The organism is Mycobacterium sp. 1274761.0 (assembly GCF_001668615.1).
GTDB lineage: Bacteria > Actinomycetota > Actinomycetes > Mycobacteriales > Mycobacteriaceae > Mycobacterium.
The window spans coordinates 62,087-85,077 of sequence record NZ_LZMC01000020.1 but is presented as its reverse complement, the minus strand read 5'-3'; the positions used below and the strand labels follow the sequence as shown (position 1 = coordinate 85,077).

Annotated in this window: 18 protein-coding genes, 1 tRNA gene and 2 pseudogenes; 12 read left to right on the top strand and 9 right to left on the bottom strand. The window is 65.2% G+C overall.

The window, feature by feature from the left end:
• Positions 1-75: 75 nt before the first annotated feature.
• Positions 76-1,296 carry a menaquinone reductase gene (gene menJ / locus A5651_RS03535; protein WP_066975609.1) on the bottom strand — a complete coding sequence of 407 codons (1,221 nt, stop codon included), beginning with the start codon at positions 1,294-1,296 and terminating at the stop codon, positions 76-78.
• A gap of 21 nt (positions 1,297-1,317) precedes the next feature.
• On the opposite strand from menJ, the gene grcC1 reads away from it, so the two are divergent.
• The 3 genes from grcC1 to A5651_RS03520 all read left to right on the top strand — a co-directional run bounded on the left by grcC1 (position 1,318) and on the right by A5651_RS03520 (position 3,877).
• Positions 1,318-2,325, top strand: a complete 1,008-nt coding sequence (grcC1, locus tag A5651_RS03530; protein WP_197496526.1) for a nonaprenyl/(2E,6E)-farnesyl/geranylgeranyl diphosphat synthase — start codon at positions 1,318-1,320, stop codon at positions 2,323-2,325.
• 84 nt (positions 2,326-2,409) lie between these two features.
• Complete coding sequence (gene htpX, locus A5651_RS03525; RefSeq protein WP_066975606.1) at positions 2,410-3,288, top strand: zinc metalloprotease HtpX; 879 nt, start codon at positions 2,410-2,412, stop codon at positions 3,286-3,288.
• 55 nt (positions 3,289-3,343) lie between these two features.
• Positions 3,344-3,877, top strand: a complete 534-nt coding sequence (locus A5651_RS03520; RefSeq protein ID WP_066975638.1) for a hypothetical protein — start codon at positions 3,344-3,346, stop codon at positions 3,875-3,877.
• On the opposite strand, the gene A5651_RS03515 is transcribed toward A5651_RS03520, so the two are convergent.
• On the bottom strand, positions 3,874-4,899 hold the full coding sequence (locus A5651_RS03515; RefSeq protein WP_066975636.1) for an NAD(P)H-dependent glycerol-3-phosphate dehydrogenase: 1,026 nt from the start codon (positions 4,897-4,899) through the stop codon (positions 3,874-3,876). The genes A5651_RS03520 and A5651_RS03515 overlap by 4 nt on opposite strands.
• 152 nt (positions 4,900-5,051) lie before the next feature.
• Between A5651_RS03515 and A5651_RS03510 the strand changes: the two genes are divergently transcribed.
• The 3 genes from A5651_RS03510 to A5651_RS03500 are packed head-to-tail and all read left to right on the top strand — an operon-like array spanning position 5,052 to position 7,732.
• On the top strand, positions 5,052-5,363 hold the full coding sequence (locus tag A5651_RS03510) for a WXG100 family type VII secretion target (RefSeq protein ID WP_066975603.1): 312 nt from the start codon (positions 5,052-5,054) through the stop codon (positions 5,361-5,363).
• 7 nt (positions 5,364-5,370) lie between these two features.
• A complete protein-coding gene (locus A5651_RS03505) occupies positions 5,371-7,191 on the top strand; it encodes an alpha/beta hydrolase (RefSeq protein ID WP_066975602.1) in 1,821 nt (606 codons plus the stop codon).
• A gap of 58 nt (positions 7,192-7,249) precedes the next feature.
• The gene (locus A5651_RS03500) at positions 7,250-7,732 is read left to right on the top strand and encodes a hypothetical protein (RefSeq protein WP_066975600.1); all 483 of its coding nucleotides are present in this window, start codon (positions 7,250-7,252) and stop codon (positions 7,730-7,732) included.
• Between the two features lie 16 nt (positions 7,733-7,748).
• Here the strand turns inward: A5651_RS03500 and A5651_RS03495 are convergent, their stop codons facing one another.
• Positions 7,749-8,240, bottom strand: a complete 492-nt coding sequence (locus tag A5651_RS03495) for a YajQ family cyclic di-GMP-binding protein (protein WP_066975599.1) — start codon at positions 8,238-8,240, stop codon at positions 7,749-7,751.
• Positions 8,241-8,423: 183 nt separating this feature from the next.
• Here A5651_RS03495 and A5651_RS03490 point away from each other — a divergent pair.
• The 3 genes and pseudogenes from A5651_RS03490 to A5651_RS03480 all read left to right on the top strand — a co-directional run bounded on the left by A5651_RS03490 (position 8,424) and on the right by A5651_RS03480 (position 11,093).
• Positions 8,424-8,506: transfer RNA gene (locus A5651_RS03490), tRNA-Tyr, on the top strand.
• A 649-nt stretch (positions 8,507-9,155) separates the two neighbouring features.
• A pseudogene (locus tag A5651_RS03485) lies at positions 9,156-9,869 on the top strand (serine/threonine-protein kinase); the annotation flags it as partial.
• Between the two features lie 162 nt (positions 9,870-10,031).
• Entirely contained in the window at positions 10,032-11,093 is a 1,062-nt protein-coding gene (locus tag A5651_RS03480; RefSeq protein ID WP_066975595.1) for an NAD(P)-dependent oxidoreductase, read from the top strand.
• A gap of 470 nt (positions 11,094-11,563) precedes the next feature.
• Here A5651_RS03480 and A5651_RS25190 read toward each other — a convergent pair whose 3' ends face one another.
• Entirely contained in the window at positions 11,564-11,875 is a 312-nt protein-coding gene (locus A5651_RS25190) for a hypothetical protein (protein ID WP_156662561.1), read from the bottom strand.
• 20 nt (positions 11,876-11,895) lie between these two features.
• A complete protein-coding gene (locus tag A5651_RS03465) occupies positions 11,896-12,072 on the bottom strand; it encodes a CsbD family protein (protein WP_066975589.1) in 177 nt (58 codons plus the stop codon).
• A 165-nt stretch (positions 12,073-12,237) separates the two neighbouring features.
• Between A5651_RS03465 and A5651_RS03460 the strand changes: the two genes are divergently transcribed.
• From A5651_RS03460 to A5651_RS03450, 3 genes are all read left to right on the top strand, one after another.
• Positions 12,238-14,454 carry a 6-phosphofructokinase gene (locus A5651_RS03460; protein WP_066975588.1) on the top strand — a complete coding sequence of 739 codons (2,217 nt, stop codon included), beginning with the start codon at positions 12,238-12,240 and terminating at the stop codon, positions 14,452-14,454.
• 66 nt (positions 14,455-14,520) lie between these two features.
• A complete protein-coding gene (locus A5651_RS03455) occupies positions 14,521-17,241 on the top strand; it encodes an HAD-IC family P-type ATPase (RefSeq protein ID WP_066975586.1) in 2,721 nt (906 codons plus the stop codon).
• Positions 17,242-17,257: 16 nt separating this feature from the next.
• On the top strand, positions 17,258-18,535 hold the full coding sequence (locus tag A5651_RS03450; protein WP_066975584.1) for an acyltransferase: 1,278 nt from the start codon (positions 17,258-17,260) through the stop codon (positions 18,533-18,535).
• A 9-nt stretch (positions 18,536-18,544) separates the two neighbouring features.
• On the opposite strand, the pseudogene A5651_RS25870 reads toward A5651_RS03450, so the two are convergent.
• The 4 genes and pseudogenes from A5651_RS25870 to A5651_RS03435 all read right to left on the bottom strand — a co-directional run.
• Positions 18,545-18,747, bottom strand: a pseudogene (locus A5651_RS25870) (STAS/SEC14 domain-containing protein); the annotation flags it as partial.
• A gap of 5 nt (positions 18,748-18,752) precedes the next feature.
• Positions 18,753-19,931 (bottom strand): acyltransferase, encoded by a 1,179-nt coding sequence (locus A5651_RS03445; RefSeq protein ID WP_082943566.1) that lies wholly within the window; start codon positions 19,929-19,931, stop codon positions 18,753-18,755.
• A gap of 15 nt (positions 19,932-19,946) precedes the next feature.
• Positions 19,947-20,909 carry an L-lactate dehydrogenase gene (locus A5651_RS03440; RefSeq protein ID WP_066975633.1) on the bottom strand — a complete coding sequence of 321 codons (963 nt, stop codon included), beginning with the start codon at positions 20,907-20,909 and terminating at the stop codon, positions 19,947-19,949.
• 88 nt (positions 20,910-20,997) lie between these two features.
• The gene (locus A5651_RS03435) at positions 20,998-22,803 is read right to left on the bottom strand and encodes an SLC13 family permease (protein WP_066975582.1); all 1,806 of its coding nucleotides are present in this window, start codon (positions 22,801-22,803) and stop codon (positions 20,998-21,000) included.
• Positions 22,804-22,991 lie beyond the last annotated feature (188 nt).

Sequence of the window (22,991 nt, the reverse complement as noted above, 5' to 3'; positions counted from 1 at the left end):
GAGCGTGCGCAAGCTGCCGAAAACTCGCGGCGTGTCGTGTGCAAACACGCACGCTCGCGCAACAGGGTCACCCCGTCAGCTGAACGGGGGACGGCGGTCGAGGCGGCGCGAGCCGACGCCGGCACGGCGCCATAGCCGGGCGATCCAATCCGCGTCCTCGTCGGTGACGAGGTTGGCCATCACCCGCACGGCGATGTTCATCAAGGACGATGACCGCATGGCCAGCGGACCCGTCGACGGCAGGAAACGCGGCAGCGTCAGCAGCAGCGCCAGCCGGCGCGCGATGGAGAAGCCGCGCGCGTAGTGCTCCTGCAGAACCGCGGGCCATGCGCCTGTCAGATCGCCCTCATCGAGCATCGAACTGGCCAGCCGGCCGGTTTCCAGCCCGTAGTCGATGCCTTCACCGTTCAATGGGTTCACGCACGCGGCGGCGTCGGCGATCAACATCCAGTTCGGGCCGGCCACCCCCGACACCGCGCCGCCCATCGGCAGCAGCGCCGACAGGCCCAGCCGCGGCTCACCCTCGAACCCCCACTCGTCGCGTCGCAACGAGGCGTAGTACGACATCAGCGGCCGCAGCGCAGCGTCCGCGGGCCGCTTCGATGTGGCCAACGCCCCGACGCCGATGTTCACCTCGCCGTTGCCCAGCGGGAATATCCACCCGTAGCCGGGCAGCACCTCGTCGTCGGGCGACCGCAGTTCCAGGTGTGACGTGATCCACGGCTCATCGGCGCGCGGTGTCGCAATGTAGCCGCGGATCGCCACGCCGTACACCGTCTCCTTGTGCCACTCGCGCCCGAGCACACGGCCCAGCGTCGACCGTGCGCCGTCGGCGACAATCAGCCGCTCACACTCGACCGACACCCCGGAGTCCAACATTACCGAAGACACGCGGCCCGTCGAATCATGCTGCACTGCAACGGCTTTGGCGCCAAGCATCATCTTCGCGCCCTCGTCGACAGCGACCATCCGGATGCGGTCGTCCAGCTCGGTGCGCGGCACCGCGCTGCTGACAGCGGGAAACGACGGGCCCGGCCAGGCGATCTCGACGTCGGAGCCGAACCCCGACATCCGCAGCCCGTGGTGGGCGATCCGCCCGTCGAGCCACGAGCCGAGGCCGAGCAGCCGCATCTCGGCGATCGCGCGCGGGGTCAACCCGTCGCCGCACGCCTTGTCCCGCGGAAACTGGGCGGAGTCGATCACCAGCACATCGCGGCCGCCGCGGGCCGCCCACGCGGCGGCGGCCGAGCCCGCCGGTCCCGCGCCGACGACGACCACGTCAGCTCTGGTGTTCATGCTCCCCAGTATGTTGGCAGGGTGAGGACACCGGCGAGCGTGGTCGCGGGCGTGGATTTCGGAGACCCCGCTTTCGCGCAGAACGTTCGCGACGGGGTTGCCCGCATCGAGGAACTGATCGCCACGGAGCTGGGCAAGGCCGACGAGCTGATGGCAGAGGCCGTGCAGCACCTGTTCCAGGCCGGCGGCAAACGGTTCCGACCCCTGTTCACCGTGCTGTCGGCCCAGCTGGGACCCGACCCGGACAACTGGCAGGTCACCGTCGCAGGAGCGGTCATCGAGCTGGTGCACCTGGCCACGCTGTACCACGACGACGTGATGGATGAGGCGCAGGTGCGCCGCGGGGCGCCCAGCGCGAACGCCAGGTGGAGCAACAACATCGCAATCCTGGCCGGGGACTACCTGTTCGCGACGGCGTCGCGTCTGGTGTCCCGGCTCGGGCCCGACGCGGTGCGCGTCATCGCCGAGACGTTCGCCCAGCTTGTCACGGGCCAGATGCGCGAGACCCGTGGCGCCGCCGACCACGTCGACTCCGTCGATCACTACCTGAAGGTCGTTTACGAGAAGACCGCTTGCCTGATCGCGGCGTCCGGCCGCTTCGGCGGCACGTTCTCCGGCGCCAGCGAAGACCAGATCGAGCGGTTGAGCCGGCTCGGCGGAATCGTCGGCACGGTGTTCCAGATCTCCGACGACATCATCGACATCGACAGCGACCCCGACGAATCCGGCAAGGTGCCCGGCACCGACCTGCGCGAGGGCGTGCACACACTGCCTGTGCTCTACGCGCTGCGCGAATCCGGACCGGACGCCGACCGGCTCCGTGGCCTGCTGGCAGGGCCGATCGACGACGACGCCGATCTGGCCGAGGCGCTGAACCTGTTGCGCAGGTCACCGGGCATGGCGAAGGCCAAGGAGACGGTGGCCCGCTACGCCGAGCAGGCCCGCGACGAGCTGGCGAACCTCCCCGACGGCCCAGGCCGGCAGGCGATGGCGTCGCTGGTCGACTACACGGTCAACCGTCACGGCTAGGAACCTTCGCCGGGCTGCGAAGCGTTGGGATAGCGAAGACCCTTATCGCGCACGCGAGGAGCGAGAAATTTCGGGAGGACGCTGATGAGCTGGCATCCACATGCCAACACGGCCAAGACTTTCGTCCTGCTGGCGTTGTTCTCGGCGCTGATCGTCGCGGTCGGCGCGATGTTCGGCAGGAACATCATGTTTCTGGCCGTGCTGTTCGCGATCGGCATGAACGTCTACGTCTACTTCAACAGCGACAAGCTGGCGTTGCGGGCGATGCACGCCCAGCCGGTCACCGAGGTCCAGGCGCCGTTCATGTACAAGGTGGTCCGCGAGCTGGCCACCACCGCGCATCAGCCGATGCCGCGGCTCTACATCAGCGACACCGCCAACCCCAACGCGTTCGCCACCGGCCGCAACCCGCGCAACGCCGCGGTGTGCTGCACAACCGGCATCCTGCACATCCTCAACGAGCGCGAGCTGCGCGCGGTGCTCGGCCACGAACTGTCGCACGTCTACAACCGCGACATCCTGATCTCGTGTGTGGCGGGCGCGATGGCGTCGGTGATCACCGCGCTGGCCAACCTGGCGTTCTTCGCCAGCATGTTCGGCGGTAACCGTGAAGGCGGCGCCAATCCTTTTGGCATACTTCTTGTTTCGCTGCTCGGACCGATCGCCGCGACGCTCATCCGGCTGGCGGTGTCGCGGTCGCGGGAATACCAGGCCGACCAGTCCGGCGCCGAGCTGACCGGCGACCCACTGGCGCTGGCGTCCGCGCTGCGCAAGATCAGCGGCGGCGTGCAGCAAGCGCCGTTGCCGCCCGAGCCGCAACTGGCCGATCAGGCGCACCTGATGATCGCCAGCCCGTTCCGCGCCGGCGAGCGCGTGGGCAAGCTGTTCTCGACGCACCCACCGATCGAGGACCGGATCCGCCGGCTCGAGCAGATGGCAGGCCGCGGCCCGGGTCTCTACTGAGTTTGTGTGTGCGACTGCGCACGCCGAAGCCGGCCGGACGCTCTAGTCTGTGTCGATGCTGTGCAGAACGATCGTGGTGGGCGCGATGACAGCCGCCGTCATCGGCACGCCAGCCGTCGCCACCGCCGACCCGAATGAACCGCCGCCCTCGCCACCGCCGCCCAACGTCAACGCCTACGCACCGGTGAAGCCGTCGGATTTTGCGGTGCTGGACAACAGCGCGTACGCATTCAGCACCGCCGACGGGTTGACGTGCATGCTGCAGCGCTCCGGCGGCTATGGCTGCAGCGGCGTCATTCCGGGTGCGCCCGAGGGCGCCAACCTCGTCAGCGGCACGATCGGCGGCGTGCCGGGCTTCGCCAAGGCTGGCGGCAACCCGTTCGCCAATGCCGGTGCTGTCAAGCGACTTCCGCCGAACTCGCGGCTGAGCTTCCAGACGCTGAGCTGCGGCACCGACGGCACCGTCACGTCCTGCGTTGACAGCCGCAACCAAGCGGGCTTCGTCATCAGCCCCGCCGCCAGCTGGGTGGTGGGCGAGGTCAATCCGTTGGTCGACCGGCCCGAGGGAACCAACCCCTACTTCAACTAGAAGCCCGACCCGTGCACCTCGTGCCCGGGCTTTTCGGCGGCCAGGCCCCGGTAGGCCTGCTCGACGGTTGAGCCGTGGTTGACCACGCCGTCGACCTCGCGCGCAATCGGCATCGACAGCCCGTATTTCTCGGCGAATTCCATGACCACGCTGGCCGCCTTCACGCCCTCGGCGACCTGGTTCATCGACGCGATGATTTCGTCGATCGGCTTGCCCGCGCCCAGCTGTTCGCCGACGTGCCGGTTGCGGCTGCGCTGCGACGTGCACGTGACGATCAGATCTCCCATGCCGGCCAGGCCGGCGAACGTGTCGCGATGTCCGCCCATCGCCTCGCCGAGCTTCGACATCTCGCGCAGCGCGCGGGCGATCACCATCGCCCGGGTGTTCTCACCGATCCCCAGCGAATAGCCCATGCCCACCGCGATCGCGTACACGTTCTTCAATGCCCCCGCCATCTCGACGCCGACGACATCGTCGGTGGTGTAGGTGCGGAATCGCCTGGTGCGGAACAGGTTTGCGAGGTTGGCCGCCAAATGCTGATCCGGCATTGCGAGCACCGCGGCGGCGGCGTAACCCTCGGCGACCTCACGGGCGATGTTGGGCCCGGCGAGAATCCCCGCCGGGTGGCCGGGCAGCACCTCGTCGACGACCTGGCTCATCCGGTAGTTGGTGCCCTGCTCGAGGCCCTTCACCAGCGACACCACCGGCACCCACGGCCGCAGTTCCTTCGCCAGTTCCGTGAGCACGCCTCGGAATCCGTGCGACGGCACCCCCATCACGATGACGTCGGCACTGTCGGCCGCCTCGGAGAAATCCGTCGTGGCGCGCAATGAATGCGCCAACTCCACCTCGTCGCCGAGGTACTTGGTGTTGCGGTGGTTCTCGTTGATGTCCTTGGCCGTCTCCTCGGACCGCACCCACTGCAGCGTCGGCCCGCGTCGGGCACAGATGGACGCCACGGTGGTGCCCCAGGAGCCTCCACCGAGGACGACGACTTTGGGTTCGCGCTGAGCAGGTGCCATGGGCTTCAGGGTATTGCGCGCCACGGGGTTTCACCGGCAGTTTCCAAACTGCACAGCCCGGTTGTTGGAAGTTAGCCAGCGCCCGAAATTGGTGCAGTTGACCCCTCTGCGGCGCTGGTAGCGTCAGTTGCCAGCTGGCAGAAAGGCTCCCCGTGCCCGAACCGATCAAAGTCGACCCGACGGATTTGACCCACACGGCCGACCGGGTCCGCGACTACGCCGAGCAGCTGCGGGCCGGCCACGGATCGGCGCTGGCGGCGGCAGACGGCACGCAGCCCGGCCTCGTCGGTCGGTCCGCTCAGGCGATCGACGCCCGGGCGCAGCGGTGGCGTACCACCACAGCAGAACTGCATGGCCTGCTGACGTCTCAGGCCGACGCACTTGCCAGCGCGGCGGCCGCCTACGCGCGAACCGAAGACGACAACCGCGACGCGATCGAGTCGCTGGATCCCACCCGCCTGTAGGGCCGCCATGTCGTTGACGATCCAGGACGTCACCCGCTGGGATCCCGACGCGGTGCGGGCCGTAGGCGACGCCGCGCGTGCGCGTGCCAAGACGTCTCTCGACATCGCCGACAGCCTTCCGCGGTTCCCCGATTGGACCGGCCCGGGTTCCGAAGAGGCCAAGCGAGCGATCGAGAAGACCCGCCAGACGCTGATGCGAGACGCCGAGGCGGCGCAGGCGGCGGCGCGGTCGGCCGACGCCGCGGCGGTCAACGTCCAGATCGTCAAGGACAATCTGCAGCACGTGATGGCCATGGCGCGCGATTGCGGCATGGTCGTCGATCCGGTGGCCGGCACGGTGCGCCCGGCGTTCCCCGCCTCGCCGAACGACTGGCACAACGCGGAGGTGCTGCAGCAGGCACTGCATCGGGTTCTGGAGCAAGCCAACAGCGTCGACCAGCAACTCGCGGCGGCGATGGATCGGGCCGACGACGTCGTCGACGTGCCGCCGCAGGCGCGCCCGGTGCCGATGCCACCGCCGGACGCCGACGCCGAAGCCGTCGAACAGTGGTGGAAGTCGTTGAGCCAGAAGGACCGCGAGCGGTTGCTCGCGGAGCACCCGCCAGAGTTGGGCAATCTCAACGGTATTCCCGCCGCGGCCCGCGACACCATCAACCAACACGCGCTCGCCGACGACATCGGCCGGATCACAAGTGCCGCGACGCAGCACGGGGTGACGCCGGAGCAGGTGCTGGCGAACCCGGGCCTCTACGGCTTGTCGGCGACCGACGTCGCGCAGTACCAGAATGCGCTGAAGGTGCAGGAGGGTCTGAACCATCAGCGGGGCAACGATCCCGACCCCGCGCGTCAGCGCCCGGTGATGCTGTGGAAGTACGAGCCGCTTGCCGACAACGGGCAGGGCCGTGCGGCGATCGCGATCGGCAACCCGGACTACGCCGACAACACGACGGTGACCGTCCCGGGCACCGGCAGCAGTGTGAAGGGCGGGTGGCTGTCCGACGGCCACAACGACGCCAGGAATCTGTGGGATCAGGCGAATCAGGCCGACCCCACCCACTCGCATGCGGTGATCTCGTGGATGGGCTACGACGCACCCGACGGTTTCACCGATACCCGTGTCGCCAACCCGGACCTGGCGCGGTCGGGTGGTGACCTGCTGGCCGCTGACGTCAACGGGCTGTGGGTGACACACCAGGATCCCAGCCAGCATGTGACCGTGATCGGACACTCCTACGGGTCGACGACGGTTGCCGATGCGTTCGCCGCGTCCGGTATGCACGCCAACGACGCGGTGCTGTTGGGGTGTCCCGGAACGGATCTGGCGAAAAGCGCCGCCGACTTCCATCTCGACGGCGGCCAGGTGTACGTCGGGTCGGCCTCGACGGATCCGGTCAGCTTCATCGGCACCGCACCGGAGTACGTGCACGACTACCTCAACCGGAAGCTGGGCTATCCGGTGGGACTGGATGCGGGACTTGGAATCGATCCGGCGGGCGACCGGTTCGGCTCGATCCGCTTCGAGGCTGAGGTGGTTGGACGCGACGGCCTGGACCCGGGCGACCACTCGCACTACTACGATCTGGGCACCGAGTCGCTGGCCGGCATGACGCACATTGTCACCGGCGACGGCGGCGGCCTGGCCGAAGACGGTCTGCTGGCCCAGGGCCGGCGTCAGCCGCATGTCGACTTGCCGACCGAGATCGACCTGCCGTTCGGCGGGAGGGTCGATCTGCCGCCGGTAGGCTTCGACGTGCCGGGCTCGCCCGCGTACATCGATCCCGAAGCCGAACGTCCCCCGGAGTCAGTGACCAAAGACCATGCGTACTAGACGATTTCAGGCTGCAGCGGTGACCCTCGGACTCGCCGGCGTATTAGGAGGATGCACGATGTTTCCTCACCATGAGGACCCTTCGGCGACACGGCAGCCGCCCGCGCCCATCGAGACACTCTCCGACGAGGACACGATGAAGCAGGTCGTCGATCCGGCCAGGGCGATCGTGGAGACGGCGTCACTTCAGGACGTGAGCGGCGGGTTCGGCTTCGAGGCATGCAACGACCAGGGCGATCCACCCTTTCGCGGCAGGCTGGAAATGGGCTTCCGGATTCCCGACGACACCGAGCCCGAGAAGTACTTCAAACACATCGCCGACACGATGGTGAACCAGGGCGTCGGCTGGTATGACGGTCCACCGCCGGGAAAACGGTTGTTCGGCACCGTCATTCACACCGACACGGTCTTCGCCGTTATCGGGCAGAATCCCGTAGCGCGTGAGGACGGCTACGTGCATGTGCTAGGGGAGTGCCGCAACATGGCCGACCACAGCGGCGAGCCGAGCGTGAACGTCACCGACAAGCTGATCAAGCAGTGACCAAGGGCCGTAACGGTCAGCGGTAGTTGACGAACTGCAGCGCCACGTCGAGGTCGGCGCTCTTCAACATGGCGATGACGGCCTGAAGATCGTCGCGCTTCTTCGAGGTGACTCGGATCTCGTCGCCCTGAATTTGGGTCTTGACACCCTTGGGGCCCTCGTCGCGGATCAGCTTGGTGATCTTCTTCGCGTTCTCGCTGTCGATGCCCTGCTTGAGGCTCCCGGTGACCTTGTAGGTCTTGCCCGAGGCCTGGGGTTCACCCGCGTCGAAGGCTTTCATCGAGATATCGCGGCGGATGAGCTTTTCCTTGAACACGTCCACGGCGGCTTTGACCCGCTCCTCGGTGGACGAGGTGATCGTGATCGACTCCTCGCCCTGCCATTCGATACGGGTATCGGTGCCGCGGAAGTCGAAGCGCGTAGAAAGCTCCTTGGCGGCCTGGTTGAGGGCGTTGTCGACCTCCTGCCGGTCGACCTTGCTGACGACGTCGAAGCTTGAATCCGCCATTGAATCCCGTCCTCCTTCGGTATGGCTCCTACGTACTATCCCACTGCCTATTTCCGGAGCCCAACCCGACCAATGTGCGCAAAAGCGCGAGTAAAGCGCGCATAATCGTCGATCTCGGTGGCAGCGGCGGTCGGCCGTTTTCGTCCGCGGTACCTCCTCGTTGTACCCTTGCTACTCGCACTAGGCAGGTTGCCCGAGCGGCCAATGGGAGCGGACTGTAAATCCGTCGGCTTACGCCTACGCAGGTTCGAATCCTGCACCTGCCACCGAGGTCAGACGTGGTTTTCGCTGGTGCGTGACCTCCTTGTAGGAGACGACCGTCCGCAGTACGTGCAGCCGCTGTGTCGAACGCGATGGCCACGGCGTCGAGGTCGTCGGGGAACAGGTAACCGTACCGGTCGAGAGTCAGTACTGCCGTCTTGTGGCCGAGGCTCCCTCGCTGATCGCCAATGATGCACACGGGTGACGCAGATCGTGCATGCGAACCCCATGGCACCCATCGAGTGCTGCCGTCGCCTTCAGGAACCCATACCTTGCCTGGCCCATCGTCAGGTACCCGCCATCGCGTGACGACGAAAACACCAGCGCGCCGCGCTCACGGCCCTCGGTCTCGGTATTGAGCAGGCGGGCTAAAGAACTCCGGCACGGGCACAGTGCGGGAAGTATGGTTCTTCGTCGGCCCTTCGACGAGGCCCGTTTTGCGGACGTAGGTCGCCGATCGGCAACAGCGCGCGCCACCGGGAAGTCGTCCTCAATGTCTTTAGCCCCGTCACCGAACAGAACTACACGATGTCGTGCGCTGGCGGCCAAGTCGTTCAATGCACCGGTGGAAACCAGGCCGTCGTCTACATCTACTGACGGCGATGGATCAGCTAACCCAGACTCGGATACCGCCCCAGCAACTAACATGCGGCCGTGTCACTGCGGATCGGTGAAACCTTCGCCGGATACCGAATCCTGCGGTTGCTTGGCCCCGGCGGAATGGGCGAGGTGTTCCTCGTCCATCACCCTCGACTGCCCCGCCACGATGCCCTCAAGATTCTTCGCCCCGACATCTCCAGCGACACCTCGTTCCGGGAACGGTTTATCCGTGAAGCCGATCTGGCCGCAGTCCTACGGCACCCACATATCGTCGGGATTCATGATCGAGGTGAACACGACGGCCAGCTGTGGATCGCGATGGATTACATCGACGGCGTCGACACAGCCCGCCTGTTGGAGCAGAAGTATCCGGCGGGCATCCCCACCGACATAGTTATTCCTATCGTTACCGCTGTTGCCAGCGCGCTCGACTATGCGCACCGAAAGGGTCTGCTGCACCGAGACGTCAAGCCCGCCAACATCATTGCCGCCGATCTTGACGGCGATGATGGGTCGGTTTTCCTCGCCGACTTCGGAATCGCGCGACCGATCGACGATATCAGCGGCATCACGACCCCCAACATGACAGGCGGGACGGTGGCCTATGCGGCCCCTGAGCAGTTACTGGGCGAAGAGATGGACGGGCGTGTTGACCAATACGCCCTTGCTGCCACTGCTTTCCACATGCTGACCGGACAGCAACTGTTCCCACATTCGAACCCAGCAGTGGTAATCAGCTCGACCATCCCGCCTGGTCGACCGGGGATCGCATGCGCTGAAGGGGAAGTCGGCTCTGATACAAGTCTTCGGTCTTGACCTCAACAGCCATCTCCTGAATTAGATGGACTGCCAGATTTGGCGCTTGGAAGATCGTGTGAGTGATTGGATATTCCCGGACCACGGAGGGATGTTCGACAACAGGGGACATGAATGTCGGGAACAGTGCTCATCACAGGTGCGTCCGGCCTGGTCGGCTCGCCGACGGTCGCTCAATTCGCTGCCGCCGGTTGGCAGGTGGTGGCGGTGGCGCACCGGGCGACCATTGAGGAAGGAAGCTCACGGGTCACTGTCCGGCGCGCCGACCTGACAGACCGGGCCGTCGTTGACCGGTTGGTAGCCGATGTATCACCTGAGGTAATCGTCCACCTGGCGGCTGTCATTCCGCCACAGATTTACCGTGATCCGGCGGCAGGCCGCAGAGTCAATGTCGATGCAACGCGCGCGCTGTTGCGCGCCGCTGAATCTCTGCCGCGTTCCCCCCGGTTCGTCCACGCATCCAGCGGAAGTGTCTATGGCACACGCAATCCGTATCGCTACGCCGACCGGCTCACCGCAGAGACCCCGGTGCGGCCCTTCGAGATCTATGGTTCCCAAAAACTGGAGGCCGAAGAGCTGGTGCGGTCCTCGGGTTTGGAGTGGGTGGTGCTGCGTATCGGCGGCGTGATGTCCGCCGATCCAGCAGCGACGCCCTTCGACTCCGACACGTTGTACTTCGGTGGGTGCTTCGGCATCGACCAGCGGTGCCACACCGTCGATAATCGGGATGTCGCATCGGCTTTCGTCGCTGCGGCGACCGCCGATGTCATCGGCGAGATCCTGCTGATCGCCGGTGACGACACACATTTGCTCCGGCAGGGCGAACTTACGCAGTCCCTGGCCGCAGCCCGGGGCCTAGCCGGATATCCACTGGGCAGACCGGGTGACCCGAACAGCGATGACGGCTGGTATCCCTATGGCGACTGGATGGACGTCACACGTGCACAGCAAGCCTTGTCGTTTCAGCATCACTCGTGGCCCGAGATGCTCGCCGAGCTGCGCGCCAACGTCGGTTGGCGGGTGTACCCGACGCGGCTGCTCGCGCCGCTGGCACGAATGGCCCTGAAGCGACAGGCGGTGTACCGCAACACGCCTGGCGGTTACACCGATGTGTGGACGGCGGTCCGGACCAGGTTCGGCGAACCGATATCAGAGCCAGGCAGGCATCCCACATAGCGATCAGCTAGGAGGCGATCCCATGACGGGCCGGATTAGGCCTGCATCTACTAAGCACCGGCGAAGAGTCCGCCCGTGCCAGCGCGATTGATCCCGGCAGCTACACGTGGAATCCCGCATTCAACCCGAACATGACCGGGGGCAGCGAAGGCGGTGGGCTCTACTTCAACGGAACCAATGTGCAGAAGGCATACGACAATCATGCTGTCCCGCTCTACTCACCCACGAAGTGGGAAGGGGGCAGCTCAGTCAGTGACCTTGATGACAACGTCTTCACCGGCGCCAACAAGAAGTTGATGGTTTCGGCTGACGGCAAGGGACTGGGCCTGCGGACCCTGAGCCCCTTGGAGATCGCGATCCTCAAGGACCTGGGCTACACCATGGCCGAGCAGACACCGCAGAACGCACAGACCCCCAAGAGGTACAAGACGTCGCATAGCAACCGTCAACCCGCAGCCGGCCCGAAAGCTTTACTCGGCCCAATCTGCGACTCCGGTGACGATGGCCGCCGGCGGCGGTGCTTCGTCAGCGGATGTCCACAGCCGTAGGACCGTCACCGCCGCGCCTTTTAACGCGTGCAGATAGTCGTCAAGTTGCTGCCCGGAAAGCGCTGTCAGCCGCTTGGCGATGTCGGGGGCGAGGGCCACAATGTGCGACGCGAGTCCCCCGACGTGCCCGCCGGGAGGGTTCTCGAGAATGCGCAGAATGCGCTCGACGCCGGCGCGAGTCAGGCCGGGATAAAGGTGAGGCAGATCCTGCAGCACCATGTCTTTTGCGTTCATCGCGCCGCTGTGTGGATTGTCTAGTCGCCTTTGATGGCGTCTTTGACCTTTTCGCCGGCGTCCTTCAGGCTCGACTTCGCCTGGTCGAACTTGCCCTCGTTTTCGGTGTCCTTATTGCCCGTCACCTTCCCGAGGCCCTCTTTCGCCTTACCACCGAGGTCATCGATTTTGTTGCTGGCTTTGTCGTCGGCGCCCATGATGTGCCCCTTCGCTTCGTACAGGTTGTCGCCCGGAGTTGGGTGCGCAGTGAATACCTCGGGGACGGAATTTCGAAACGCAATGCAACTGGCTGGCGTATGGGGTGCATGCAGAATCATTAGGAGACCGACGGTCCATTCGCGAACGTCACGGAGGCCGGTGACATGCCTGAAGTCGAGTCCGCACGCTCGAGCATCGCCGTACTGACCAGCGGCGGCGACGCATCCGGCATGAACGCAGCCGTTCGCGCAGTCATCCTCACCGCCGCACACCACGGCATCGACGTCTATGCAATCCACGACGGATACCACGGCCTGGTCACCGGCGGTGACCTCATCCGGCGCATGCAACCAAGCGAGGCCGATGGGATCTTGCACAAGGGCGGTACCGCCATCGGCACCGCCCGGTCGAAGGAGTTCCGAACTCGCGAGGGCCGCCGAACGGCCGCCCGTAACCTGGTCGAGCACGGCATCGACGCCTTGGTGGTCATCGGCGGCGACGGCAGTCTCGCCGGAGCCAATCTCTTTCGTCAGGAGTGGGCCGGTCTGCTCGCCGAACTCGTTGAGGCCGGGGCGATTTCGTCGGGCGTCGCCGACGCACACCCGTTCCTTCGTCTTGTCGGTCTGGTCGGATCGATCGACAACGACATGTCCGGCACCGACATGACGATCGGCGCAGATACGGCGTTGCACCGGATCGTGGAGGCATTGGACGCGCTGCACAGCACCGCGGCCAGCCACCAACGCACATTCGTGGTGGAAGTGATGGGGCGCAACTGTGGCTACCTCGCCCTCATGTCGTCGCTGGCCACCGCGGCAAGCTGGGTCCTGATCCCCGAGCAGCCGCCGGCCGCCGACTGGCGGCAGCAGATGTGCGCGGACATCAAGGCGGATCGCGACATCGGCCGTAGACACAGCGTGGTCGTCCTCGCCGAGGGGGCCCACGATCGCGACGGCAATCGGATCACCGCTGAAGAGGTCAGGACACTGCTCGAGGACGAACTCGGTGAGGACACCCGGATCACCGTTCTGGGTCACGTGCAACGCGGCGGTGCGCCAAGCGCTTTCGATCGCTACCTAGCCACGCTGACGGGTCATCTCGCTGTCGAACGACTACTCGCCGACGAACCGCACGCGACCCCCCAAATGATCGGACTGCGGGAAAACCGGGTGGTCACCGCGCCGCTGATGGAATGCGTGGCACAAACGCAGGAACTCGGCGACCGCATCAAATCACGTGATTACCACGGCGCCATGGACCTGCGCGGCGGCGGCTTCCGGCAGACGTACGAGACCCTGCAGACCATCCACCAGGCTGCCCCGCGGCCCACATCGGCAGACCGACGATTCCGGGTCGCGATTGTGCATGGCGGCGGGCCGGCACCCGGGATGAACACCGCGGTGCGCGCCGCAGTGCGCCTTGGTCTCGACCGCGGCCACGCCGTGCTGGCGGTCAGGAACGGTTTTCGCGGACTGCGCGACGGCGACATTTATGAGATGGGCTGGATGGATGTCAGTGGATGGGTGTCCGAGGGAGGCGCCGAGATCGGCACCAACCGCTATGTGCCCGGGCCTGGTGACATCACCGAGATCGCCGAGCAGGTGGCTGCTCACAGGATCGACGGGCTGTTGATGGCCGGTGGCTGGGCCGGTTACCGGTCCGCTCATGAGCTGCACCGGCATCGCGAGATTTACGCCGCGCTCGACATCCCGATCGTGTGCCTGCCGATGACCATCAACAACGACGTCCCGGCAACCGAATTGTGTATTGGCAGCGACACGGCGCTCAACAGCATCGTCACCGACGTCGATAAGATCCGGCGGTCGGCGGTCGCCACGCGGCGAGTCTTCGTCATCGAAGTGATGGGACATGACTGTGGCTATCTGGCGCTGCTCAGCGGGCTGGCCACGGGAGCCGAGCGAATCTACTTGCCCGAGGAAGGCATCACGCTCGACGGTCTCACCGGCGACGTGCATGCCCTCACCGAGAAATTCCGGGCCGGAAAACGCGTCGGCCTGATCATCCGCAGCGAAGGATCCGATCGCGTCTACACCACGGAGTTCATCACCTCGCTGTTCGAGAAAGAAGGTGGCGAACTGTTTGACGCCCGAGCGGAGATCCTCGGGCATGTCCAGGAGGGCGGCGTTCCCTCACCGTTTGACCGCGTGCAGGCGACCACTCTGACCGCGCGCTGCATCGAGTTCCTCTCCGAGCAGCTGGAATCGGGCGGCCGAGCAGGCGCCATGATCGGATACCAATTCGGCGAAATTCGGTTCACCGACCTCACGCACTATCCGGCGCTCATCGAACGAAACCTTCAGCGACCATTGGATCAGCGCTGGCTGGACAACCGCGACCTCGCCGTCGTGATGCGCGGCTGACAATCCCTCGCGCGGCGCACAATATTTGTAATTGCGCACGGTCGCGCGGGCCTGCACTATCCGAGTATGGCGGATACCACCGCCCCGGCAGAAGTGACATTGGACAGCGCACTGGCGCATTCCCGCAGTGGCGCCGAAGTTCTTGCAGTGTTGGGCAGTTCGGCAGACGGCCTGGACAGTGCCACCGCACGTGAGCGGTTGGCCGCTCATGGGCCGAACAAACTCCCCGAGAAGAAGCCCCCGCCGGCTGTTCTGCGGTTCTTAACGCACTTCAACAACGTCTTGATCTACATCCTGATCGCCGCCGGCGTGCTCAAAGCCATCCTCAACGAGTGGGTGGACTGCGTGGTGATCCTTTCTGTCGCCGTCGTCAACGCTGCTGTGGGCTTCCTTCAGGAAGGTCGAGCTCAACGGGCCCTCGACAGCATCCGGGCGATGTTGTCGGTCACCGCACAGGTCCGTCGCGACGGTGAGTGGCAGAAGGTGGATGCACAGACGTTAGTGCCCGGCGACGTCGTGCGCATCGCATCAGGCGACCGGATCCCGGCCGACATGCGTCTGCTGGACGTTGCGAATCTGCGCGTCGAGGAATCGGCGCTCACCGGCGAATCCGTTTCCGCCAAGAAGGACGTCGCACAGGTCGGCGTGGACGCCGGTTTGGGCGACCGCATGTCCATGGTGTACTCGGGCACGATCGTCGCGGCCGGCGCAGGTACCGGCGTGGTGACCGCCACCGGGACCGCAACGGAGATCGGCCGCATTCAATCGCTCATCGCCGACGTCGAAACCATCGACACGCCACTGACCCGCAAACTGGCTCGGTTCGGGCGTCAACTGTCTTTAGGCATCTTGGGGATGGCCGCGTTGATGCTGATCGTCGGCAGACTGATCCACCAGTTCTCGGTAAGTGAATTAATCACCGCGGCAATAGGTTTCGCGGTGGCAGCTATTCCGGAAGGACTGCCGGCGGTCGTCACGATCACCCTCGCCCTGGGTGTGCAGCAGATGGCCCGTCGAAAAGCAATCACCCGTAAGCTGCCCGCCGTCGAGGCGCTCGGCGCGGTCAACGTCATCTGCTCGGACAAGACCGGCACGCTCACCCAGAACGAGATGACCGCTCGTACCGTCGTCACCGCACGTCACCGGTTCGACATCGCCGGCACCGGATACCGGCCCGAGGGCGGCGTCGAACTCGACGGCACCGTGATCGTGCCTGCCGACCATCCCGACCTGTCAGCGGTGTTGACCACGATGTCGGTCTGCAACGACGCGCGGCTGAACGAGGTCGACGGACAATGGCGGGTGGTGGGCGAGCCGACCGAGGGTGCGTTGCGAACGTTGGCGCAAAAAGCCGGCATCAACGACGCGCAGTGGCCTCGTCTCGGTGTGGTGCCGTTCGAGTCGGCCAACAAGTTCATGGTGACCCTCAACGCCACCCCCGGCGGCGAACACTATTTGTACGTAAAAGGTGCACCCGATCGACTACTCGACCGGTCCACCACGCAGGCTGGCGGAGCATCTACGGAGCCCCTCGATCGCACGCTGTGGGAATCGCGCATCGACGAACTCAGCGACAAGGGGCTGCGCGTGCTGGCCGCGGCCCGGCGACCCGTGGGCGGATCCGACGCCGTGGACATCAGCGACGTCGACGGCGGACTGGAGTTTCTTGGCCTCGTCGGAATAGTCGACCCGCCAAGGCCCGAAGCCATCACAGCCATCGAGACCTGTCACGCCGCAGGCATCCGGGTCACCATGATCACCGGTGACCATGTCGGTACCGCCCGGGCTATCGCACGGGAGATGGGCATCATCAGCGCGGGCGGGCAGCCACAGGTCCTCACCGGCACCGACTTGGAGGCGATGAGCCAGACGCGGTTGCGTCAGGTGGCCGACGGAGTCGATGTCTACGCACGCACCAGCCCGGAGCATAAGCTGCGCATCGTCAGCGCCCTGCAGGCCCAGAACAAGGTGGTCGCGATGACAGGCGACGGCGTAAATGACGCACCGGCGCTGACCCGCGCCGACATCGGGGTTGCGATGGGCATCAAGGGTACCGAGGCCACCAAGGAGGCCGCCGGCATCGTGCTGGCCGACGACAACTTCGCGACCATCGAGCGGGCGATCGAAGAGGGCAGGCGAATCTACGACAACATTCGCAAATCCGTTTTGTTCATGCTGCCAACCAACGGTGCGCAATCACTGATCATCCTCGTGGCGGTCCTGGCCGGATTCGCGCTGCCTTTGCAGCCCGTGCAAATCCTGTGGGTCAACATGATCACGTCGGTCACACTGTCGCTCGCCTTGGTCTTCGAGAAAGCCGAAGACGGCCTCATGCAGCGCCCGCCGCGTAAGCCGAGTCAGGCGTTGGTGAACCGAGCCGACCTGGCCATGATCGCGTTGGTGTCGGTACTCGTCGCGGGCGCCACGCTCGCCGAGTTCTTTGTCGCGCGTGCAGGCGGGTATCCGCTGGCGGTCGCCCAGACCGCCGCAGTGAACATGTTGGCCCTCGGTCAGCTGGCCTATTTGCTGAACTGTCGGTTCGTCACCTCGTCGAGCCTGCGACCCCAAGTGTTTCGAGGCAACCCGTGGGTGTGGCGGATGGCCGGTGCCATGGTCATCCTGCAACTCTTGTTCACCTACGCACCGTTCATGCACACCTGGTTCCATTCGGCGCCAATCACATTCCGCGGATGGTCTGTCGCCATCGCATTGTCGATCGTGATTTTCCTCATCATCGAGACCGCCAAATGGGTGGGACGCCGATTCATGTCATCGGCGATGTGGTAGCCGGAAGGGGGGAGACATGCCAGACCGCGACCTATCGGTGGACTTTTATCGGGTTTCAGCGATAGGCCTTGTCGTAGTGGGACATTGGCTGGCGGCATCGGCTACCTACCGAGACGGCGAATTCGACATGCAGAACGTGCTGCAGGAGATGCCGTGGACTCAGTGGCTGACGCTGGCGTTTCAAGTCATTCCGGCGTTCTTCCTGATGGCCGGATACGCAAGCTCGGTTTCCTGGACGCGGCTGCGAGAGAGCGACTCAGAATCGCCACAGCACTGGCTCCGCTTCCGGTTATCGCGGACGCTGGGACCGACAGCGGCCTACGTGGCGACGATGCTGGCCGTGATTCTTTTGCTGCTCCTTGTTGGCGTTGACGGTTCGATGTTGAACTTCGGCGGTTGGGCGGTCGCCTACCACCTGTGGTTCCTGGTCACCTTCGTGCTATTGGTCTTGGCGACGCCGGTGGCGGTCGCCGCGGACAGACGGTGGGGGCTCGCCGTGCCGGCGGCACTGGTGATCGCGGTGGCAATCGTCGACGTCGCCTACATCGGCTTCGATGTGCCATACGTCGGCTACCTCAACTACGTGCTGGGGTGGGCGGTGAGTTATCAGCTTGGAATCGCCTGGCGCAGCCGCAGATTGACCGGCTATGGCCCAATGCTGCTGGCGGTGGTCTCAACCCTTGTGCTGGCGGCGCTGCTTATTTGGGGGCCGTACCCGGTCAGCATGATCGGAGTGCCGGGCGACGAAATTCAGAACACCGGTCCGCCGACGCTTGCGTTGGTCGCGTACGCCGCGGCCCAATCCGGGCTGCTCATGGCAGTGGCGCCGGCGGTCAATCGTGGGCTCAACGCCATACGTGCACAGCGCTGGCTGGCCGGGGCCAACAGCGTCGTGATGGGGCTGTACTTGTGGCATATGGTGCCGGTCGTTGTCGTGGCACTGGCCGGCTATCCAACCGGGCTGTTGCCCCAACCACCGATGGGCTCGGGCAACTGGTGGCTTGCTCGCCTTCTCTGGGTCGCGGTGCTGGGCGTCGTGATGGCGGGGTTGATCGCTTTCCTGTCGTGGCGGAGAGCATGGTTCGCCGCGTCGCTGCCCTCGCTCACGGTGCCGCTCCCCGGCCGTTGGGGTTTCGCGACGCTGATCGTCGGGGCGGTGGTCACGGCGGTCGCCACGTTGATGTTCACCGTCCGCGGCTTTGCACCCGACGGGCATTTCCCGTTGTTCGCCACGCTGCTGTTCGCCGCGGGCGCCGGGTTGGTTGCCCTCACACCTCGCGATGCTCTCGTCTGAGCCCGAAAGTCAGCCTGCTGCCCACTCTTTCGCCCGTTCGAGTTCATCGAGGCCGAACACCGCTACCTCACCCGGAATCATCCAGGCGAAGGCGCGAATAACGGGGGCGACCCAGCCGCGGCCGAAACCCTCGTACTCCGTCGCGATGGCCTCGACGATCCTGACCTCGCCGTCGCCAGTCCTTCCTCGATGACGGGCATGAACTCGCGAAGGACGATCATCCGGTTCTTCTTTCTTTGCGGTGCCGCCATCGCAGGCCGACGGCCCGACCCCCGAACAGCACGGCGAGGATGCCGGCGAGCACCAAACCGGGACCCACGATCCAGACCGGCCGGGTCAACCACCACGTCGCGGTCGGCGAACTGAACAACGTGAATCCTGCTCGTTCGTAGAGCCATAGGAACACCACGAGCGCGGTCATGTGCCACGTGAACACGGGCATGGTCACGCCGTTGGCAGCCACCACGGCTCGCCATGGTCGGCGACGCTGTAGCCAGGCGTTGAGCCGCGGACGGATGAGCATTACCAGCCCGAGCTGGAAGGTGGCCAACGCTGCGATCGGCGCGGTGGTCGGGAACATGTTGCTGGTGTCCTCGCCCTGGACGGCGACCATCGACCGCGAATAGGGCCCGAAAGTGGTGAGGAGGACCAGCCCGATGAACCCCGCCCCGGCCACTGCGGCGGCCACCGGCCGGCCGCCCTTCGCCAGCGTGCCGTCCCGCCAGAAGTAGCCGAGCTGGTGGCAGAACAGCCACACGCACGCCGAGCCGACCAGCCCCGGTACGGGCCAGCCCCATCTCAAGCCGAGCCGGAGCACGTCCGCAGTGAGGATCGCCACGGCAAGGAGGACCAGTATCCGCCAGCCCCACGCTCGGTGAAGGCGAGCCGTGAGCGGCACGGCGCCGACGACTCCGGCGTAGACGCCGATGAACCACAGGGGGACGAACACGACAATTCCCCAGTCGAGCACGCTCCGCCGACCCGTGGCCTGTACCACCACATCGAAGACCAGCCAGACCGCGAGAAAGGGAACAAGTGGCGTCAGCAGGCGTCGCATCCGCGCCCCGAGGAAGCTGGCCGCACCAGCTCCGTTACGCCTGACCGCCTCCCAGCCGGCGAGGTTGGCGTAGCCGCCGACGAAGAAGAAGACGGGCATCACCTGCAGCACCCACGTCAACGCCCATTTGCCCGGCACGTAGCCGATGGGATTAGGCATGACGAGCGCGTGGCCGGCGTCCCAATGCGTGATCGACAGGGTCCAATGCCATAGCACGACCACGCAGATGCTCGCCGTGCGCAGGAAGTCGACGACCCGATCGCGCGTCGCGGGCGTGGCGTCGATCAGCGCGTCGAGATCGCGGAGACCGCTACGTCGTTTGTCGATCCTCGCCTCCATTCACGCGCGAAGTAATCACAGACCGAGCGACCCTTGGGCCTGCTTCAGGGTCGTCGCCGACGCCTGCAGGCCCAACAGTTCGGACACCGACAGCGGCACCTCGAGCACCTGTCCGGCACCGGTGGCCGACACCACCGTCGGCAATGACAGGCACACATCGTTGATCTCGTACGTCCCGTTCTGCACCGCGGACACCGGCAGCACTCGGTGCTGGTCGCCCAAGATCGCCTCGATGATCCGTGCTGTCGACAACCCGATGGCGAGGTTGGTTGCGCCCTTGCCGGCGATCACCTCGTAGGCGGCGTTGACGACATCTGCAGAGATCTGGGCGCGCGTAGCTTCGTCGAACACCGCGGCACCGTCGATGCGAAACTGTTCGGCCGGCACTCCACCGATCGACACACTCGACCACAGTGAGATCTGCGAGTCGCCATGCTCGCCGACGATGAAACCGTGCACGTTGGCGACGGCCAGATCGGCGCGCTCAGCGATGAGGTAACGAAACCTGCTGGAGTCCAACACCGTTCCTGACCCGAAAATCCGTGTCGGCTCGCGATCCACCGAACGAACGGCCGCATACGTGACGACGTCGACCGGGTTGGTGACGAACACGATGATCGCATCAGGTGACTGCTCGACCAGCTGTGGCGTTAGCGACTGGGCCATTGCCACATTGCTGGTCGCCAGATCCAATCGGGTCTGGCCTTCGTGCTGTTTGGCACCGGCAGTGACGATGACGATCCGCGAGCCGGCGGTGACTCCGATGTCGTCGGAGCCCGAGATCGGACAGTGGGGAACGAATTGGCTGCCGTGATTGAGGTCGAGCAGCTCGGCGCGGACCTTCTTGCCATTGGTGTCATACAGCGCGAGCGCTCCGGCAGACCCTCGGATCAGGCAGGCATAGGCGATGGCGGTGCCCACGCTGCCGATACCGACGATGCTGACCTTGTTCGACGATTCCTTTGATGACACGGGCATTACTCCATAGTCGACCTCGCGGCGCCACATGGCATGGATCACCGGAAAATCGTCGAACCGCCGAAATCGATCCGCGACACCGGTCGTCCTACCGAAGCGGCCAGAAGAACGGAATCACCAGCATCGCAACGGCGAACCACGCCGCCATCATGACAATGCCGAGGCGCCAATAGTCACCGAAGCGGTAGCCGCCGGGGTTGAGCATGATCATGTTGGCTGGTGTGGCAATAGGGGTCAGCAATGATGCTGCCCCCGCCAACGCCACGAGCATCAGCACCGCCTGCACCGAGATGCCACTGTCGGTGGCAGCCGTCACCGCGATCGGGATCACCACCAACACGGTGGCGACGTTCGAGATGAACTGACCGAGTATCGCGGTCAGCGTGAACAGCGCAATGAGGAGCAGATACGGGCTGCGGTCCCGGACCAGATCAACGATCGGTGCGGCGATCTCGTCGGCGGCACCGCTGGTCTGGATCGCCGTGGACAACGGGATCAGCGCACCGATGAGGATGATCGTCTGCCAGGGGATCGCTCGATAAGCCTGCTCCGGCCGCACCACCCGCAGCATCACCATCGCCAGTGCGGCCAGAAGGCCGGCCACCGCCGGCGTCACGACCCCGACGGCGAGCAAACCGATCAATGCCGCGAGCACAGACAGCGCGCGGGGCGCCGAGCGGCTGAGTTGAACCGCCTGGCGCCGGACGGCTTCTGTCGAATCGACAACGAGCATGCCGGAAGCCACCAATTTGTCGATCGCGGACCACGGTCCACGGACGAGCATGGTGTCGCCCTGCGTGCACTCGACGACACGCGCACCCACGTCGGCGTTCATTCGGTGCACCGACAGAACAGTGACGCCGTCGACGGCAAGGCCGGGAAACACCCTCTCTCCCAACCACTCCGATCTCGGCGGAATCATCAACTCGGCGAGTCCGGCGTCACCGCTCACCAGGTTGTCGTGGGACCGGGTGGCCACGCCATCGACCGTGCACCCAGCACGGTCGGCGAACGCGGCGACAAGGGCGTCGTCGCCCTCGATGACGAGCACGTCTCCGGGTTCGAGCCGATGACGGTCGTCGGCGATCTGGCCCGTGCGTGTTTGGGTGGCCACCAGGGTCAGCTTGTCGCCTTGGCTGTGCCAGCGGACCAACTCGCGCGCGGTCACCTTGGCCGCCTCCGACCGCTCGCCAACCGTCAGTCGGAAGAGGCTGCGGTCCAGCCCCCAATGCTCGATGATGCGCGGCAGGTAATCACTGAAGTCGGTCGAAAGGGTGCTCGACGTCCGTTCGGGCAGAAGCCGGCGCCCGAAAATCACAGCCACCGCTATCGTCACCAGCACCAGTGGTACACCGACGAGAGCGAACTCGAAATAGTTGAACCCGGGCCCACCACTGTCGCGTGAGGCGTCGTAGACGATGACATTGACGGGGCTGCCGCCGAGGGTGAGCAGCGCTCCCGCGCTGCAGCCGAAAGCCAACGGAATCAAGACCTTTGACGGCATCACGTGGGCGCGTCGGGCCACCGTCACCGTTACCGGAACCAGCGCCGCGGCCGCACCGTTGACCGTGATCACCGCGCTGATCACTGCGCCGAGTGCCAACACGGTGACAATCAACCGGGTGTAGGTCCGTCCTGCCAATCGGGCCAGCGTCGCGCTGATCCAGGCGGTGACCCCCGAGGCCTCCAGGCCCTCGCTGACGACGAAAAGCGACGCGATGAACACAATCACCGCGTCGCCGAACCCGCTGAAGAGTGTCCTCGCATCGACCAGGCCAGTGAAATACAGGATCAACGCGACACCGATCGCGACCACCTCGACCGGAAGTCTGTTCCAGATGAACAACACGACGGCGACGCCGACGATCACCAGGCTCAGTGTGGCATCGGACATGTGATCGGTTCACCTGTGCTGAACACGGGCGTTGACCAGTGCCGAGGTAAGTTGCCCGCAGAACGATCGGGCGGCGACAGTGTTTCTGGCAGAACCGGCCGGATACCGTCTTGGTTCCGGCCCTCGGCGATCCTGGGGGCGTTCAGTTCGGCGTGATGCACGATGATGTCGATTATTGCGGCGATGAC

Coding starts and splice junctions, on each gene's coding strand:
- menJ (WP_066975609.1), bottom strand. CDS start 1,296: ATGAACACCAGAGCTGACGTGGTCGTCGTCGGCGCGGGACCGGCGGGC.
- htpX (WP_066975606.1), top strand. CDS start 2,410: ATGAGCTGGCATCCACATGCCAACACGGCCAAGACTTTCGTCCTGCTG.
- A5651_RS03520 (WP_066975638.1), top strand. CDS start 3,344: ATGCTGTGCAGAACGATCGTGGTGGGCGCGATGACAGCCGCCGTCATC.
- A5651_RS03515 (WP_066975636.1), bottom strand. CDS start 4,899: ATGGCACCTGCTCAGCGCGAACCCAAAGTCGTCGTCCTCGGTGGAGGC.
- A5651_RS03505 (WP_066975602.1), top strand. CDS start 5,371: ATGTCGTTGACGATCCAGGACGTCACCCGCTGGGATCCCGACGCGGTG.
- A5651_RS03500 (WP_066975600.1), top strand. CDS start 7,250: ATGTTTCCTCACCATGAGGACCCTTCGGCGACACGGCAGCCGCCCGCG.
- A5651_RS03495 (WP_066975599.1), bottom strand. CDS start 8,240: ATGGCGGATTCAAGCTTCGACGTCGTCAGCAAGGTCGACCGGCAGGAG.
- A5651_RS03480 (WP_066975595.1), top strand. CDS start 10,032: ATGTCGGGAACAGTGCTCATCACAGGTGCGTCCGGCCTGGTCGGCTCG.
- A5651_RS25190 (WP_156662561.1), bottom strand. CDS start 11,875: ATGAACGCAAAAGACATGGTGCTGCAGGATCTGCCTCACCTTTATCCC.
- A5651_RS03465 (WP_066975589.1), bottom strand. CDS start 12,072: ATGGGCGCCGACGACAAAGCCAGCAACAAAATCGATGACCTCGGTGGT.
- A5651_RS03460 (WP_066975588.1), top strand. CDS start 12,238: ATGCCTGAAGTCGAGTCCGCACGCTCGAGCATCGCCGTACTGACCAGC.
- A5651_RS03455 (WP_066975586.1), top strand. CDS start 14,521: ATGGCGGATACCACCGCCCCGGCAGAAGTGACATTGGACAGCGCACTG.
- A5651_RS03450 (WP_066975584.1), top strand. CDS start 17,258: ATGCCAGACCGCGACCTATCGGTGGACTTTTATCGGGTTTCAGCGATA.
- A5651_RS03445 (WP_082943566.1), bottom strand. CDS start 19,931: ATGGAGGCGAGGATCGACAAACGACGTAGCGGTCTCCGCGATCTCGAC.
- A5651_RS03440 (WP_066975633.1), bottom strand. CDS start 20,909: ATGCCCGTGTCATCAAAGGAATCGTCGAACAAGGTCAGCATCGTCGGT.
- A5651_RS03435 (WP_066975582.1), bottom strand. CDS start 22,803: ATGTCCGATGCCACACTGAGCCTGGTGATCGTCGGCGTCGCCGTCGTG.